The 14,724-nt window shown below is 66.5% G+C and carries 17 protein-coding genes and 1 pseudogene; 5 read left to right on the top strand and 13 right to left on the bottom strand.

Annotated features, from left to right (window positions below):
• Positions 1–211: pseudogene (locus ACRDUX_RS32735) on the bottom strand (hypothetical protein); the annotation flags it as partial.
• 207 nt (positions 212–418) lie between these two features.
• Between ACRDUX_RS32735 and ACRDUX_RS32730 the strand changes: the two are divergent.
• Positions 419–1,687 carry a M23 family metallopeptidase gene (locus ACRDUX_RS32730; protein ID WP_526420330.1) on the top strand — a complete coding sequence of 423 codons (1,269 nt, stop codon included), beginning with the start codon at positions 419–421 and terminating at the stop codon, positions 1,685–1,687.
• A gap of 24 nt (positions 1,688–1,711) precedes the next feature.
• On the opposite strand, the gene ACRDUX_RS32725 is transcribed toward ACRDUX_RS32730, so the two are convergent.
• Positions 1,712–2,284, bottom strand: a complete 573-nt coding sequence (locus ACRDUX_RS32725; protein ID WP_526420328.1) for a TetR/AcrR family transcriptional regulator — start codon at positions 2,282–2,284, stop codon at positions 1,712–1,714.
• A gap of 93 nt (positions 2,285–2,377) precedes the next feature.
• Here ACRDUX_RS32725 and ACRDUX_RS32720 point away from each other — a divergent pair, with 93 nt between their 5' ends.
• Positions 2,378–3,298, top strand: a complete 921-nt coding sequence (locus ACRDUX_RS32720) for an SDR family oxidoreductase (protein ID WP_526420326.1) — start codon at positions 2,378–2,380, stop codon at positions 3,296–3,298.
• 125 nt (positions 3,299–3,423) lie between these two features.
• On the opposite strand, the gene ACRDUX_RS32715 is transcribed toward ACRDUX_RS32720, so the two are convergent.
• The 4 genes from ACRDUX_RS32715 to ACRDUX_RS32700 form a co-directional block, all read right to left on the bottom strand.
• A complete protein-coding gene (locus ACRDUX_RS32715; protein ID WP_526420324.1) occupies positions 3,424–3,807 on the bottom strand; it encodes a hypothetical protein in 384 nt (127 codons plus the stop codon).
• 269 nt (positions 3,808–4,076) lie between these two features.
• On the bottom strand, positions 4,077–4,910 hold the full coding sequence (locus ACRDUX_RS32710; protein WP_526420322.1) for an MBL fold metallo-hydrolase: 834 nt from the start codon (positions 4,908–4,910) through the stop codon (positions 4,077–4,079).
• Positions 4,911–5,011: 101 nt separating this feature from the next.
• The gene (locus ACRDUX_RS32705) at positions 5,012–5,668 is read right to left on the bottom strand and encodes a carboxymuconolactone decarboxylase family protein (protein ID WP_526420320.1); all 657 of its coding nucleotides are present in this window, start codon (positions 5,666–5,668) and stop codon (positions 5,012–5,014) included.
• 5 nt (positions 5,669–5,673) lie between these two features.
• Positions 5,674–6,522: an SDR family NAD(P)-dependent oxidoreductase gene (locus ACRDUX_RS32700; protein WP_526420319.1), complete on the bottom strand. Its 849-nt coding sequence runs from the start codon at positions 6,520–6,522 to the stop codon at positions 5,674–5,676.
• A 71-nt stretch (positions 6,523–6,593) separates the two neighbouring features.
• Here ACRDUX_RS32700 and ACRDUX_RS32695 point away from each other — a divergent pair, with 71 nt between their 5' ends.
• The gene (locus ACRDUX_RS32695) at positions 6,594–7,232 is read left to right on the top strand and encodes a TetR/AcrR family transcriptional regulator (RefSeq protein ID WP_526420317.1); all 639 of its coding nucleotides are present in this window, start codon (positions 6,594–6,596) and stop codon (positions 7,230–7,232) included.
• A 42-nt stretch (positions 7,233–7,274) separates the two neighbouring features.
• Here the strand turns inward: ACRDUX_RS32695 and ACRDUX_RS32690 are convergent, their stop codons facing one another.
• The 3 genes from ACRDUX_RS32690 to ACRDUX_RS32680 form a co-directional block, all read right to left on the bottom strand.
• Positions 7,275–7,781 carry a hypothetical protein gene (locus ACRDUX_RS32690; protein ID WP_526420315.1) on the bottom strand — a complete coding sequence of 169 codons (507 nt, stop codon included), beginning with the start codon at positions 7,779–7,781 and terminating at the stop codon, positions 7,275–7,277.
• A 13-nt stretch (positions 7,782–7,794) separates the two neighbouring features.
• Positions 7,795–8,532: an SDR family NAD(P)-dependent oxidoreductase gene (locus ACRDUX_RS32685; protein ID WP_526420313.1), complete on the bottom strand. Its 738-nt coding sequence runs from the start codon at positions 8,530–8,532 to the stop codon at positions 7,795–7,797.
• 68 nt (positions 8,533–8,600) lie between these two features.
• Entirely contained in the window at positions 8,601–9,503 is a 903-nt protein-coding gene (locus ACRDUX_RS32680) for an LLM class F420-dependent oxidoreductase (protein WP_526420311.1), read from the bottom strand.
• A gap of 173 nt (positions 9,504–9,676) precedes the next feature.
• Between ACRDUX_RS32680 and ACRDUX_RS32675 the strand changes: the two genes are divergently transcribed.
• On the top strand, positions 9,677–10,144 hold the full coding sequence (locus tag ACRDUX_RS32675) for an RrF2 family transcriptional regulator (protein ID WP_526420309.1): 468 nt from the start codon (positions 9,677–9,679) through the stop codon (positions 10,142–10,144).
• Here ACRDUX_RS32675 and ACRDUX_RS32670 read toward each other — a convergent pair.
• From ACRDUX_RS32670 to ACRDUX_RS32655, 4 genes are all read right to left on the bottom strand, one after another.
• A complete protein-coding gene (locus ACRDUX_RS32670) occupies positions 10,131–10,358 on the bottom strand; it encodes a hypothetical protein (RefSeq protein WP_526420307.1) in 228 nt (75 codons plus the stop codon). The genes ACRDUX_RS32675 and ACRDUX_RS32670 overlap by 14 nt on opposite strands.
• A 75-nt stretch (positions 10,359–10,433) precedes the next feature.
• Positions 10,434–11,435, bottom strand: a complete 1,002-nt coding sequence (locus ACRDUX_RS32665; protein WP_526420305.1) for a glycoside hydrolase family 6 protein — start codon at positions 11,433–11,435, stop codon at positions 10,434–10,436.
• A 60-nt stretch (positions 11,436–11,495) separates the two neighbouring features.
• The gene (locus ACRDUX_RS32660) at positions 11,496–13,148 is read right to left on the bottom strand and encodes an ABC-F family ATP-binding cassette domain-containing protein (RefSeq protein WP_526420303.1); all 1,653 of its coding nucleotides are present in this window, start codon (positions 13,146–13,148) and stop codon (positions 11,496–11,498) included.
• Between the two features lie 93 nt (positions 13,149–13,241).
• Entirely contained in the window at positions 13,242–13,973 is a 732-nt protein-coding gene (locus ACRDUX_RS32655) for an SDR family NAD(P)-dependent oxidoreductase (RefSeq protein ID WP_526420301.1), read from the bottom strand.
• Positions 13,974–14,062: 89 nt separating this feature from the next.
• On the opposite strand from ACRDUX_RS32655, the gene ACRDUX_RS32650 reads away from it, so the two are divergent.
• Positions 14,063–14,665, top strand: a complete 603-nt coding sequence (locus tag ACRDUX_RS32650; RefSeq protein WP_526420299.1) for a TetR/AcrR family transcriptional regulator — start codon at positions 14,063–14,065, stop codon at positions 14,663–14,665.
• The last annotated feature ends 59 nt before the right edge of the window (positions 14,666–14,724 follow it).

Genomic DNA, 14,724 nt, shown 5'->3' with positions numbered 1-14,724 from the left:
GCGCCACTGCGGCCAGGACTGTCAACGACCACGTCAACCGGCCTCCGGCGTGCCAATCGCCGTGATCATGGTCATGCTCGAGCAGAACGACGAGCCACACGAACGCGAGCAGCAGCGCCATTGCGCCAACATGGCGCGCCGTCTTCGAGTCCACGTCGACGACAATTCGTTCACGGGCGCGGACGCTGGAAACCTTCGTCAGATCGCGCATGCCTGCACCACCGAACCAGACGCAGATTCGACCAGTGTTCGCCAACCGGTAGCGGCCATCGATCCGACCTCCTCCGAACTCCATCGTGCCGCGGTTGCTGCGCCAACGCTAGGAAGACGCGGGTTATGCTTCCGCCGCGAGGCGACTGTCGTCGGCGTCAATTACTCCCCCTCGCGACCTACAGGCAAGGCGAGTAGTCCCATGCGAATGTCACCAACCCTTCTGCTGGCTTGCACCGCGCTCTTGGCGGCTTGCTCGTCGTCCTCCGACTCGACGGGATCGAGCACCTCGACTACCTCGAGTCCGGCACCGACGCCGGTAGCCGACAGCCGAGGCGGCATCCCGCCCGGCTACCCCCTCGACGTCGACGTGGTGGCGCCACTCGTCATCACGACGATCGCTCCCGACCCCATCCCCGTGACGGGTACGGACGGCAAGGTCCACGTGGCCTACGAGCTCTCGGTGCTCAACTCCGGGACCCGGCCCGCGACGATCACGAAGCTGGAAACCCTCGCCGACGGGCCGGCGGGTGCCACAGTCGCGACGCTCGGACAGCAGGAGATCGTGCAGCGGACCCTCCTGGTCGCCAACGTATCGCCCGACCCCGTCACCGAGATCCCCGCGGGACGCACCGCGGTGCTGGTACTCGACGACGTGTACGACACCCGCGCGAAAGTCCCCGCCGAAGTCACGCACCGGTTCACCGCCACGCTCGGCAAGGCCCTGCCGGAGTTTCAACAAGCGGTCAGCGTCCGGTACCCGGACTCCGTCACGCAGATCGGTGGCGCCGTCCGCACCAGCGCGGCGTCGCCGGTCGTGATCGGTCCGCCGCTCGCGGGCGACGACTGGGTGGCCGGCAACGCGTGCTGCGTCGTTTCGCCACACCGTGGAGCGGTGATGGGGGTCGGCGGAAGGCTCAACGCCAGCGAGCGCTATGCCATCGACTGGTTGCGCGTCGACCCGGCGAAGACCCCAGTCACCACGCACACCGGGGACGGAACGCGCAACGCGGACTACCTCGCCTACGACGCCCCGCTGCTAGCCGTCGCCGACGGCACGGTCTCGGCGGTGGTGTCCGACAACAAGGAGGCGACGCCGCAGGTCATCACACCCGACCAAAGCTTCGAGGAACTCGGCGGAAATTACGTCATCATCGACATCGGCGACGGCAACTTCGCCTTCTATGCCCACATGCTGCCCGGCTCGGCGTCGGTGAAGGTCGGTGACAAGGTCACCCGCGGCCAGGTCATCGGACGCCTCGGCAACTCCGGCAATACCACCGAGGCCCACCTCCACTTCCACGTCATGCGGGCCCCGGTTCCGCTCTCCAGCGACAACGTGCCCTTCGAGATCGACCGGTTCACCTTCGTCGGCACGCTCGACGGCGCGCGCTTCGTGCCAGAGGCAAAGCCCAGCGAGCGCACCAACCAGCTGCCGCTGGCATGGGATGTCATCGACTTCCCGCCCGCTGCCTAACGGCACTGCCAACGGGTGGCGAAGCTACTTCCCGTCCGGCAGCAAGGTGATGATCGTGTCGAGCAGTTCCTCGGCGGTGATGTGCCACTTGTCCCACACGAGGTGGCCGTTCGACTCGAAGCCCGCGATGCCGTGGGCGTTCGTCAGCAGCAATGGCCCGTAGCGTCGCGCCTGCTCGGGGCCGACGACGCGTCCGACGATGCCTAAGAACAGATTCCACGTGCGGTCGGCCGCCAGGACCGCCGCCGTCGGATCGCCGGTAGGCGTGGTGAACATGAGGCGGTACAGGTGGGGCCGGGTGCGGCCGATGCTGATCAGCGCCAGCAGAGCGGCGCGCAACGATCGCTCGGGTGGGTCGTCGCCGTTGGCCAACCCTTCGAGGGTGTCACCCAGCTGGCTCACCGCGTTCGTAGCGAGGACCGTGAGCAGAGCCTCCTTGTCCGCGAAGTGGCGATACGGCGCAGAGCGCGAAACACCCGTGCGGGCACCCACTTCGCGCAGTGTGACCGCGTCCCGGCCACCGGCGTCGAGCAATGCACCCGCGGCTTCGAGAAGCGACGCGCGGGTCGCTGCAGCGGTTTCGGATCGCGTTGCCACCGGCAGGAGCATAGGGCCTCACCATTGAGTTGACAATGTCAACTCAACCTGTAGTTTGAGATGACGCTGTCAACTGAAAGTACGGAGAACGTCATGCCCGCCTCGAACCGACCCGACCGCCACCAGTTGGTCGTCGTGACCGGCGCCTCCACCGGAATGGGCGCAGCCACCGCACGAGAACTCGCGTCCAGGGGATATCTCGTATTCGCTGGGGTCCGGCGCGATGTCGACGCCGACGCGCTGCGGGCCGACGGGATCGAGCCCCACATCCTCGACATCACCGATGAATCCCACGTGGCCGCCATCGCCGATCGCGTCGCCGACGACCCGCTGCGGCGGCCCCTGCGCGCGCTGATCAACAACGCCGGTATCGCGGTCAATGCGCCCGTCGAAACCCTGCCGATCGCCGAGTGGCGAAACCTGTTCGAGGTCAATCTGTTCGGCCACATCGCGATGACTCAAGCACTGCTGCCGGCTCTGCTGCAGAGTTCGGGCACCGTCGTGAACATCAGCTCCGTCGGCGGGAAGTTCGCCATGGCGACCTACGGCCCATACGCGGCTTCGAAGTTCGCCCTCGAAGCCGCCAGTGATTCCCTGCGCCGAGAAGTCGGGCCTCTCGGCGTCAAGGTCGTCGTGGTCGAACCCGGCGCCGTCAAGACCAGAATGGCCGAACACGCAGTGGCCGGTGCCGATGGGCTCAACGCCACCATGAGCACCGACCAACTCCATCGTTACGCCGCTCTGACTGCGGCGATCTCGGCACAACAACTCTCCGCTACCAAGAAGGGCGTGCCCGTCGAACGGGCCGCGAAGGTGATCGCCAAGGCAGCAACCGCATCGAATCCCCGTACTCGCTACACCACGGGTCCCGAGGCGGCGCTCCTATGGTTGACCCGCGTAGTCCCCGACCGACTCCTCGACCGCATCCTACGGCTGGTCCTTAGGCCCCATTACGTCACGGACTCGCAATCGCGGCCGACAGCCACCACTTTGAGCATCCCCACACCTGGTTGAAGTTGGTGAATCCCAACGGGCTCTGCCAGAAGCGCGATTCCGGTGAAGCGGTGCCGGTGCCGGTGCCGGCCCGTGGCTGAGAGAGCGGTGCATTCCATTGGGATGCACCCTGTTTGGCGGTGGACTTAGGGGGTTTCCATTTCGGTCTGCCCCGGCTCCGGCGGTGCGTCGCCATCCGGACCTTGCATCTCGGTCTGGCCCGGCTCCGGTGGTGCGTCACCCGGCATGTCGCCCGCCCCGTGGTTGGGGTTGGTGCAGATCGTGCCCTCGCACGGCACCATCGAGCCATCGCCGTTGGGGTTCGGCATCATCGGCGCACTAGGCGTGTGCGACGGCGCGGTGACACCAGGCGTTCCGGAAGGTGGTGTGGCCTGCGCGGGGGTCGACGACTGAGTGGCTGTCGAGGACTGCGTGGAGGTCGCTGGCGCTTCGGTCGATTCCGAGCCGCAGGCAGGGACGGCGACGGTGAGCAGGAACAGTGCGCTTCCAGCAATGAGTTTCTTCCGCATCTGATCGACCCTAACATCCGGTGCAGCGCCGACTCTTTCGCAGTTTGGCGACTACCGGCGCCGGAATTGCCCTCTGAGCACTGTGTTTAGAAGTTCGGACTCGCCACCACGATCGACCGGGCCAGCGCCCCAACCGAGTCGGAGCTGCCGCAGCGTGATCGCATCAGCTCAGGGGCGACGTGGCGCGTGGCCGGTACCGGTTGACGGCGTTCGCCGAGGCCAACGGGCTGGACTATCGAGCAGATCCAGACGCCAGTCGGCTCGAGCTCTCACGTGAGATGGTCGAATTGACCACTGACCCAACCGATGTGCCGCCGTGCTGCGCTCCGGACGACGGCGTGGGCGTCGTGCTCGATGGCATCTCCGCCCAGTGTGTAGAGGCGGTCGAACTCCAGGGCCTCCAGGTCGTCGACCAGCCGCTGCACGGTGCCCGCCGACAGGGGAACGTGCCGGGGATAGTTGCGTTGAAACGACAACCATCCGGGATCGAGACTCCCGGCAATCGTGTCCCCGGCGAGCAAGCTTCCGTCGGGCGTCAGTGCGACAGCGCTCGACGCCATGTGGCCGCCGAGCCGAATCACCCGGATCCCGGGCAACGGTTGCACCTCGCCGTCCCAGAACTCGATCACGGCATCGGGTCGGGGCAACCACTGCCTGCCCTGGGTGTTGGCCAACACCGGTATCCGCCCGAAGGCGTGGCTCCAGCTGACCTGGGCTGCGAACATGTGCGGATGACTGGTGGCGATGACGGCCACTCCCCCGAGACCACGCACCAGACCCTCGACTTCGCCGTCGAGGTAGGCCGGCGGATCCCACAACACGTTGCCGCCCGGAGTGCTCACCAGAAACGACCACTGCCCGATACCCAGACGGGGCACGCGCCGGAAACTGTGCACGCCTCGGCCGTGATCGCGGTACTCGGTGCTGTGCGGCTGAGCGGCCAACTCTTCGAGCGTGAGCCACTGGCGGGTGTGCCGTCCGAGGTCGCCGAGTTCCTCATCCGACACCGGCCCCCGGTCCAGTACACAACCATCCAATGGCGGCGCATCAGGCGAATCCGCGTGCTCCAACCCGCAACCGTCGCATATCCATGTTGTCGTCACTGAATCCAGGCTAGACCCTGAATCACTTTCAAAATCAACGCCATTTCGAGACTGTGCGAATCGCGACCACCTGTGCCCGACGGCGGCGCAACTGCCGCGATTCACTCGTCACCGTGACGGATTTCGGATTCGAAGATCTCGTTGGCCTGCCAGACCTTTCCGATTGCCAACTCGCCCATGAGCCGCAGCAAGGCCCGTAGAGTGCCAGCATCGACACCGTTGCTCGCCCCCGCCTGCAGGTGGGCGCGCATGGCTCGTGGTGTCTGGTAAGCGATGTCGACGGCCAGGCACAGCAGGATCCGTTCGCGCGAGGTGAGCATGCCCCGGCGCCACCGGATGTCTTCTTGGCCGGCGACCCAGTCGGCGAAGTCCGCGTCGACCCCGCCGGGTGCCGGCGGTGGGTGTCCCGTCGGGATGATCGCGGGTTCGGCTGTGTCCAATTCACCGTCCAATTCACCGTTCTGGATGGAGCGCAGTCGGTCGAACGCCTCCACGACGGCGGGGTATCCAGCGTAGGGAGCCAGGTGCCGTAGGACCTCGCGCAGTTGTTGCCAGGACGCGTGCGCATCGCGGGCGACCTGGAGGTGAAGCTCGAAGGGCAGACCGAGGTGCCCGGTGCAGACGTCGTTGGCCATCCACACGAACGCCTTCTCCCGAAGTGACAGACCGGGCAGTGCGAACGCGTGTTGCCCTGCATCGATGGCCATTTGGGCGAAGTCGGCATCAAGTTCGGCGACTCGGGCAGCCGGGAGCTCCATGAGCGTCACACCTTCGTCCGGTTGATGTCGAGTTGTCGCAGGAAGAGCTGGTCCATTGCGCGATCGGGCAGAAAGCGTGCCAAGCGGGTGAGCAGTTTGGCGTGCCCGCCGATCGGATAACGGGCCTTGGGGCGGCGGGCGGTAACCGCTCGAACCACCGCCCCGGCAATCACCTCGGGGGCACTGCCCTGGCGTTCGTGCCCGGCGGCGATCTTGTCGATGACGCGGCCGAATGTCTCGGCGTAATCGGCCCGTCCGGCCTCGGAGAACGATACGGCGATCGCCCGGCGGCCCTCGGTGACGAGCTTCTCCGGCGCATTGCTCTTGGTGGCGCCTGGCTCGACGATGCTGACCGTCACGCCCCAGGGACGTAGTTCCATGCGGAACGCGGCGGTGATCGACACCAGTCCGTGTTTGGACGCGGTAATGGGGCCGAGGAAGGGGAGCGTGACGCGTCCGCCTTCGGAGCCGACGTTGATCAGGCGGCCCCGCGTGCGCTTCAGCAGCGGCAGGAACGCCTGGGTCACGGCGAGCTGCCCGACCAGGTTCACCTCCAGGTGACGCCGGAATTCCTGTAACGGCACCAGTTCCATCGGCCAGGGGGCGCCGATGCCTGCGTTGTTGACCAGAGCGTCGAGCCGTCCATCGGTCGCGGCGGTGATGCGGTCCACGGCCGCAGTGATGAGTTCGGGGTCGGTGACGTCGATGCGAACCGGGGTGACGCGTTCGTGGACGGGCGCGTCGGCATCGTGCCGGACGCCCGCGAAGACGGTGTATCCGCGCTCGGCCAGCGCCAGCGCAGCGGCCCGGCCGATGCCAGTCGAGGCGCCGGTGATGAGGACTGTGGCGGTCATGTGCTGCTCCCTTGTCGACTGCATTAATTCAACGTTGTTGAATTCAACGCTGTTGATGCTACTCCACGACGATGAATTACGCTCGCGAGGTGGCCGAGCACCGCAGAGGGGGCCGCCGCCCCGGCAACACCCAAACGCGGGCGGCGATCCTGGCCGCCGCCCGCGACTGCTTCGCCGAACATGGCTACGCCGAGACCACGATTCGGCGCATCGCGACCGATGCCCAAGTGGACCCGGCGCTGGTGATGCACTTCTTCGGAAGTAAGGACGGACTGTTCGCAGAGACGTTGCGTAACGACCCGCCAATCGGGGATCTACCCGGCAAGGTAATGCAAGCCCCGACTGCAGAACTCGGGACGCGACTGGTCGAGCACTACCTGAGACGTTGGGAGGACCCGCGAACCGGGCCGTGGATCAGCGCGGTCACGCGGGCGGCCTCAGCATCCCCCTCCGCGTCGGCAGCGTTGGCGGCGTTCATGACCGATGCGGTGATGCTTCCGCTGGCCAGGCGAGCCGGGGGCGACAACGCCGAACTGCGGGCCAACCTCGCGGGCGCACACATTCTCGGCGTGGGAATGGCCCGCTATGTGTTGCGCGTCGAACCGCTGGCCACCCAAGACCCAAGGACGGTGGTCGGCATCGTGGGACCGATCATCCAGCTGTACCTCACCGGACCGCTCGCGCTATCCAGGTGCGGCAAGGGCGAGTAAAAACCACGCGGCGAGTCGACGTGTGGGGTTCGGGGTTCGGTCCTAGCAGTGAAATTCGATACGGACGTTGAGCGGCCGTGCCGTTTCACCGTGCGCGTCCGGCACCATGGCGTCGAGTGCGTAGCGGTGTGGACCCACCGACGTCAGCCTCGCTGAACCTGTGGAGTCCGAGGAGTCTGGCCACTGAACGCTGATCTGACGACGCTGATCGTTCAACCTGAGTGCGAGCGACGTCAGGGTCAGCGGATCCTCTCGAAACCTCACCTCCACGCTGTCGGACTGCCCCTCCTCCAGCGGCCGCCGCGGAAGGAGGACGTTGGATCCCGTCCAGAAGAACAGCCGCCCCTCCCCCGAGGTCCGCTTGCAGATCACGAGCCGCGTTGCTGGCAAAGCCATTGGCTCGTCGCCGATTTCGACGCTGTCCAGTGATTCCGCGAGCAACGGTGTTGGCGGTTTGTCGAGAGTGGACGGCCACGCGCAGGCCCCAGTGAGCGCCGCTGTGGCCGCGAGTATCGCAGCTACCCACACACCCGGGTCCCGAGACGTCACGACCGGCTCCGCGTCACACGGCCTGGCCACCGTCGAGCACGAGGTCCGAACCGGTGAGGAAGGACGACTCGCTGGAGGCCAGGAACAGTGCGCCGGCAGCGACTTCCTTGGGATCGCCCAAGCGCCCCATCGGCGTGGAAATGCTCACGCCACCGCCGTCGGCGGGGATCTGCCCGACCAGGCCGACCATCCCCGGTGTCTCAACGGGTCCGGGGCACAGCGCACTGACGCGAATACCGCGGGGAGCCAGCTCAATTGACCAGGAGCGGGCGAAGTTGCGGATCGCAGCCTTGGTGGCCGCGTACACACTCATCCCCGGTAGGCCTCTGATGCCCGCGACCGACGACAGCAGCACGATCGATGCCCCGTCTGGCATCAACGGCAGCGCCTTCTGCACGGTGAACACCAGGCCCTTGACGTTGTCGTCGAAGGTGGTGTCATATTCCTCTTCGGTGATGTCGCCGAGTCCGATCAGCCTGCCGCTGCCGGCGTTGGCGACCAGCACGTCCAGCCCACCGCTGCGATCTCTGATGGTGTCGTACAACGTATCCAGCGATGCCAGATCGGAGACGTCGCCGACGACTCCGGTGACGTCGCCATCGATTCCGTCGACTGCGGCATCGACCACCTCCTTGCGGCGTCCGGTCAGATACACCTGTGCCCCTTCTGCGGCGAAGCGGCGCGCGGTCTCCAGACCGATGCCTGCGCTTCCGCCGGTGACGAGCGCTACCTTGCCTTCGAGTTGACCCATGACGTGTTCTCCCTGTTGTGGTGGTGAGGGTGTGGATTGGCGCAGGATGATGCGGTACTTCGCCCAGGTCAGCTCATGTCGATTCGACCCGCCAGGTGCTCGACGAGGGGGCGTAGCGTCTCCTCGGGCAGGGCCGGCAGCAGCGTCCGCGACACCCCGCTGTCGGCGATGTGTTGGAACAGCGCGGTGACTTCGTCGAGTGCTGCCCCTCCGTGAGCGGCCGCGCTGAGTGTGGCCGGGCCGCCCCAGTAGGGCACGGTGACCTCGACCTCTGCTGGATCACGTTGAATGCGTGCAACTTCGGCGTAGAAGATGCTCATCAGCGGGCGTAGTTGGTCGGGACCGGTAATGCTTGGGAAGTAGCCGTCGCCGATTTCGGCGGCCCGGCGCGCTGAGCGCTTGGAGCTTCCACCGATGACGATCGGCACGCTTTTGCGGATCGGGTGGGGAAGGCTGATGGTGTTGTCGAAGTCGGTGTAGGTGTTGTGCACCGTGGCCTTGGTGTCGCGCCACAGCGCCCGCATCGCCTCGACGTAGTCGTCGTGACGGCGGCCGCGGTCCTCCCACGGCACGCCGACGACGGCGAATTCCTCGGCGAGCCAGCCGACGCCCACGCCCACGAGTAGACGGCCGCCGCTGAGGACGTCCAGTGAGGCGATCTGCTTGGCCAGCACGACGGGGTTGCGTTGGGGCAGCACGATGACGCCGGTGGCGAGCTTGATCCGCTCGGTCACCGCGGCGGCGAAGGCCAGCCAAACCAGCGGGTCGGCGATCTCGAATTCCTCGGCGCCGCCCATCATCTTGCCGGACTCGTCATAGGGGTACTCGGTCTCGTAGCCGGAAGGCACCGCGACGTGATCGATCGCCCACAGCGATTCCAGGCCCAATTGCTCTGCGAGTAGCGCAGTCTCGCGGGCCTGGATCGCGGTCACTCCGGTGCCGACGTTGACGGCGAACAAGCCAACTTTCATGGTGGTGTCTCCTTAGACGGTCGAATGGGTGGGTGGGCTGAGCCGGCTTCTTCGATGACCGACCAGGACATTTTCTGTAACTGGTCCTGTTACAGGTAACATACGTAACAGAGTTGGTTACAGTCAAGGCGGATGTCGCCGAGATCACCGACGGAGTTCAGGACGGGTGCAGAATGAGCGCGAACAGCAGGATGAGTTTGGCGGTGCACGTACTGACGTGGATTGCCTTCGATCGGCGGGGCACCGACAAGGAGGTCGGCACCTCGCAACGCATCGCGACCAGCGTCAACACCAACCCGGTGGTCATCCGCCGATCCCTCATCGAGTTACGAGAGGCCGGCTTGGTGGAATCTAGCCGCAGCCGTGGCTGGACGTTGACCCGGGATGCGTCGAAGATCACTCTGCTCGACGTGTACAACGCGGTTGGCGGCGGTGAGATCTTCGGCATGCACGCCTCGCCCCCGGACGCCGAATGCTATGTGGGATACGGCATTCAACCCGTCCTGACCCGTATCTACGCACGAGCCACCGCGGTGCTGTGCGACTCATTGGCCGAGACCACCATCGCCGACGTCCTGCGCGACACCATGGCCGAATTCGAGACCGGCACCAAGGTGGAGACCAACCTCAAGCTCCGGTGACCGGTCCACCCAGACGGATTCCCCGAAAGTTCTCCGGCAGGGCGATCGAGTAGGTGACGAACGGAGCGGGGGGATGCCCGTCCACAGCAGCGGCAAGCGGCGATTCGACGGGCTGCTTCACCGGCAAGTAGAGACGGCGGTCGCGGCTGATGAAGGAGCCATCCGGGCGAATCAGCGTCGGATCGGACGCCAGCACTGCGGTTGCCCCCGCCAAGGCCAAGAATCCCCGTCGGCTGATCCGCATTCGCGCTGGTTCCCCGGGGTCGGGGTCGTGACCGCCGTGTGGTCCCTACTGGCCTGCGTTATGGGCCAGATCGATCGCGTACTGGTTCACGAAGCGGCCCGCTCCGGGGTTTCCCCGGCCGCACGAGCCATCGGATTCACCTGGACGCTTGACCCAGAGGAAGGCGTCGATGTTCCCGTTCCCGGTGTCCGTGGTGGGCGGGGTGCCCAGTGCCCGACCGCTGGGATTGCACCAGTAGAGCGGGTCGCCCTCGACCGGCCCCGCACCGTTGCGCCCTGTGTCGACCACGTAGTGCGCACCGTTGGTGAGGCCCGAAATCGCGTCGCCGTAGCCGATCTCCTCACCGGTGGTGAAGAAGTTCGCGGTGTTGAGGCTGAATCCCCTGGCCTTCCCAACGCCGACCTGGTTGAGGCGGGCGGCCATGTCGTCGGCGTTGACCCAGCGCGAGTGACCAGCGTCGACGTACAGGGCAGCGGCCGGATTGCGGGTCAGAGTGTCGACGGCGTAGCTCATCAAGTCGAAGCGTTCCTGGCGCTGGTCTGCCGACAGACAGTCGGCCATGGCGAGCGCGTCGGGTTCGAGGATGATCGCGGCAGGCCCACCGCCGATGGCGGCTGCGGTGCCGTCGATCCACCCCCGGTAGGCGGCGGCCGACGAGAACCCACCCGCAGCGAAGCTCCCGCAGTCGCGGTGCGGGATTCCATAGAGCGCCAGAACCGGCATGGTGCCCGCCCCCTGTGCCGCAGCGATGTACTTGGCGTCGACAGCAGGGGTGGACAACTGGTCCATCCAATACGCCTGCGGCGTCTTGGCGATGGCGGTCAACTCCGGGCTCGGCGGGGTGGCGCCATTCGCGGCACGCATGGCCGCCGAATCGGGATTGACGTACAGGGCCTGACCGGCCAACGGGTTCGCCGCGTCGACCAAGCGGATCTCCGGTACGGAGCGGACCTGCATCGGGGCGGTAAGGCAACCGAGGCCCACGACGGTCGCAACGGTCAGGAAGGGAGAGATCCACCGCGCGACTGCGCCAGCAGTTGAGGACATCACCCAAGGGAAACTAGTGCCACCGCGGGATGAGCACCAATCACCGACGACGGGTGACGGCTACAACTCTGCTACCCGACCGTTGTCGACCACCCACGAACGATCCAAACGGACGTTCTGCAACATCCGGCGATCATGTGTCACCAGCAACAGCGCGCCGTCATAGGTCTCGAGCGCCCGCTCCAGCTGCTCGATGGCGGCGAGGTCGAGATGGTTCGTCGGCTCGTCGAGAACCAGCACATTGGTGCCTCGGGCTTGTAGCAACGCCAGACCGGCGCGGGTCCGCTCACCGGGCGAGAGCTCGTCGACCGCGCGTTCGACATGGTCGGCGCGCAGTCCGAACTTTGCGAGCAGGGTTCGCACGTCGGCGGTCGACCATGACGGCATACGCTGCTCGAAGCGATCGATGAGCCGCTCGGAGCCGGTGAATTCCGTACGCGCCTGGTCGATCTCGCCGATCGCGACGCTGGCGCCCACGCTCGCGCGGCCTTGATCGGGCCGCTGGCGGCCCAGGAGCAGCCGAAGCAACGTCGACTTTCCTGCCCCATTGGGCCCGGTGATACCGATGCGCTCGCCGGCATCGACCTGTAACGACACTGGCCCCAAGACGAAGTCACCCTGGCGTACGACGGCATCGTCGAGTGTCGCCACGACCGAACTCGACCGCGGCGCGGCTCCGATGGTGAACTCGAGCGTCCACTCCTTGCGAGGTTCGACGACCTCCTCGAGGCGGGCGATCCGGCTTTCCATCTGACGCACCTTCTGCGCCTGCTTCTCGCTGGACTCGGTGGCCGCGCGGCGCCGGTTCTTGTCGTTGTCGGGAGCCTTGCGCATCGCGTTGCGGACGCCTTGACTCGACCACTCCCGCTGAGTGCGTGCGCGCGCCACGAGGTCGGCCTTCTTCTCGGCGAACTCATCGTATTGTTCGCGCCGGTGTCGGCGACCCACCTCACGCTCTTCGAGGTAGCTCTCGTACCCACCGCCGAAGACGGTGGTGGTGTTCTGGGCCAAGTCCAGTTCGAGGACGCGGGTCACGGTGCGGGCCAAGAACTCCCGATCATGACTCACCAGCACCACACCACCACGAAGATCGCGGACGAAATGCTCCAGCCGAGCGAGTCCGTCGAGGTCGAGATCGTTGGTCGGCTCATCGAGCAGGACGACGTCGAACCGCGACACCATCAGCGCGGCCAATCCCACCCGCGCCGCCTGCCCACCCGACAACGCTGTCATCAGGGTCGACTCGTCGGCGCTGAATCCCAGGTCGGCCAGAACCGCAGGCAGCCGTTCGTCGAGATCCGCCGCGCCACTGGCGAGCCAGTGATCCAGCGCAGCAGAGTAGGCGTCGGCCGGATCCACGTCCGATGGGCTCTGACCCGGGTCCGCCAAGGCCGCGGCGGCGGCCTCCATGGCCTGCGTCGCTTCGGTGCATCCCGCACGGCGCGCGACATAGGCGGCGACGGTTTCCCCGGCTAGCCGCTCGTGCTCCTGCGGCAGCCACCCCACGAACGCGTCGGCAGGGGCGATGCTGACCGCACCGTCGAGCGGTTCGAGATCCCCGGCAAGGATCCGCAGCAGGGTGCTCTTGCCTGCGCCATTGGCGCCGACGACTCCGACGACGTCACCCGGTGCCACGGTCACGTCGAGCCCCTCGAAGAGGGTGCGATGGGCGAATCCGCCGGCCACGTTCTTCGCGACGAGCGTTGCGGTCATGGGCCCATCGTCGCACCAGCGCACCGCCACCGGACCCGCGTGCAGGTGCGCACCGAACGGGACGGCCCGACGCGCCGGTTCCTGGCAGAAGCGTCAGTCGGCCGCGACGGCCTCGAGATCGAAGGCGCGCGGGGGACCGCTGAGCGTCGCCTTCGCGGCGGCGCCGAGACGGTCCAGTATCTCGATGTCCCCGGCTTCGAGCCCGTCGAGGGCCAGCCGTGCGAGGTCAGCCGGGTCGGTCACGGAGCCTCCGGGGAACACGACGCCGGCGCTTTCGGCGAAGTCGAACAGCGTTTGGGTGCCGATCAGTCCGGGCACGAGGGCGGAAACGAGGGTTCCCTGGCCGGCGAGTTCGACCCTCACCCCGTTGGTCAGCCCCCACTCCGCGGACTTGGCAGCAGCGTAGGCAGTGTTGCCATCGACGGTGGTCCAAGCCGCGGCCGACAGAACGTTGAGGATGGCGCCGCCGCCGTTGCGAGCGAGGACGGGGGCGAACGCCCGGATCATCGCGAGCGTCCCGTAGTAGTTCGAATCCATCACCGACCTGATCGCGTCCAGATCGCCGGTCACGAGGTTCCCACCTGCAGTGAACGCGGCATTGTTGATCAACACGTCGACGTCCCCGGCGAGCGCCGCGGCCGCGTCGACCGACGGCTGGTCGGTGATGTCCAAGGGCAGCACCTCGGCGCCGGGGATGTCGACGAGTTCGGGTCGGCGTGCAGTGGCATAGACCTTCGCCCCGCGCCGCAGCAGTTCGACGGCGAAGTGGTGTCCGAGTCCCCGGTTGGTACCAGTGACAAGGGCGGTCGCGCCGTTCAGCTTCATGCTTACCTCCATAAGATGACCGCGTGGTCATGTTGTCTTCACGACGATAGCCCCAAAATGACCGGTCGGTCAACTTGTAGCATGGCCACGTGACCCCGCCTGCCCGCTCCTTGCGCGCCGATGCGGCACGCAACCGCGAGTCCCTGCTGGCCGCAGCCGAGGACGAATTCGCCGAGCGGGGCTTGGACGCGTCAGTGGCTGACATCGCCCGTCGGGCGGGTGTTGCCAAGGGCACCGTCTTCCGTCATTTCGCCACGAAGGAGGAGCTGATCGCCGCGATCGTCGCGGAACACATGACGGCGCTGACGACCGTCGCCCGAGAGCTGCTGGATTCAGCGGACCCGGGGGCAGCGCTTCTGGAGTTCCTGACGGTGGCTGCGGACCAGCGCCAGCAACGCGATCTGACGTTCTTGACGTCGGCGAGCGCTGGAGACTCGCACGTAGCGCAGCTCTACGACCAGCTGCATGCGACCGTCGTGTCGTTGGTCGATCGCGCGCGCGAATGCGGCGCCGTTCGGCCCGACGTCACCGGAACGGATGTCTTCGTGCTGATATGCGCACCGGTTCACGCAGTCGGGTACCTGTCCGATCCGCCCCCAGATCTATGGCGGCGGTATCTCGCCATCATCTTCGATGGTTTGCGTCCAGAAGGCGCGCATCCGCTGCCGCAACCGGCACCGAACTGGCCCTGAACACCGCAGCGGTGTCTCGCCGCCAGCTCGCCCGGGCAGCAGACGGCGCGTCCTATCGG

The organism is Mycobacterium sp., assembly GCF_050701675.1.
Classification (GTDB): domain Bacteria; phylum Actinomycetota; class Actinomycetes; order Mycobacteriales; family Mycobacteriaceae; genus Mycobacterium.
This window is presented reverse-complemented; position numbering and strand designations above follow the sequence as displayed.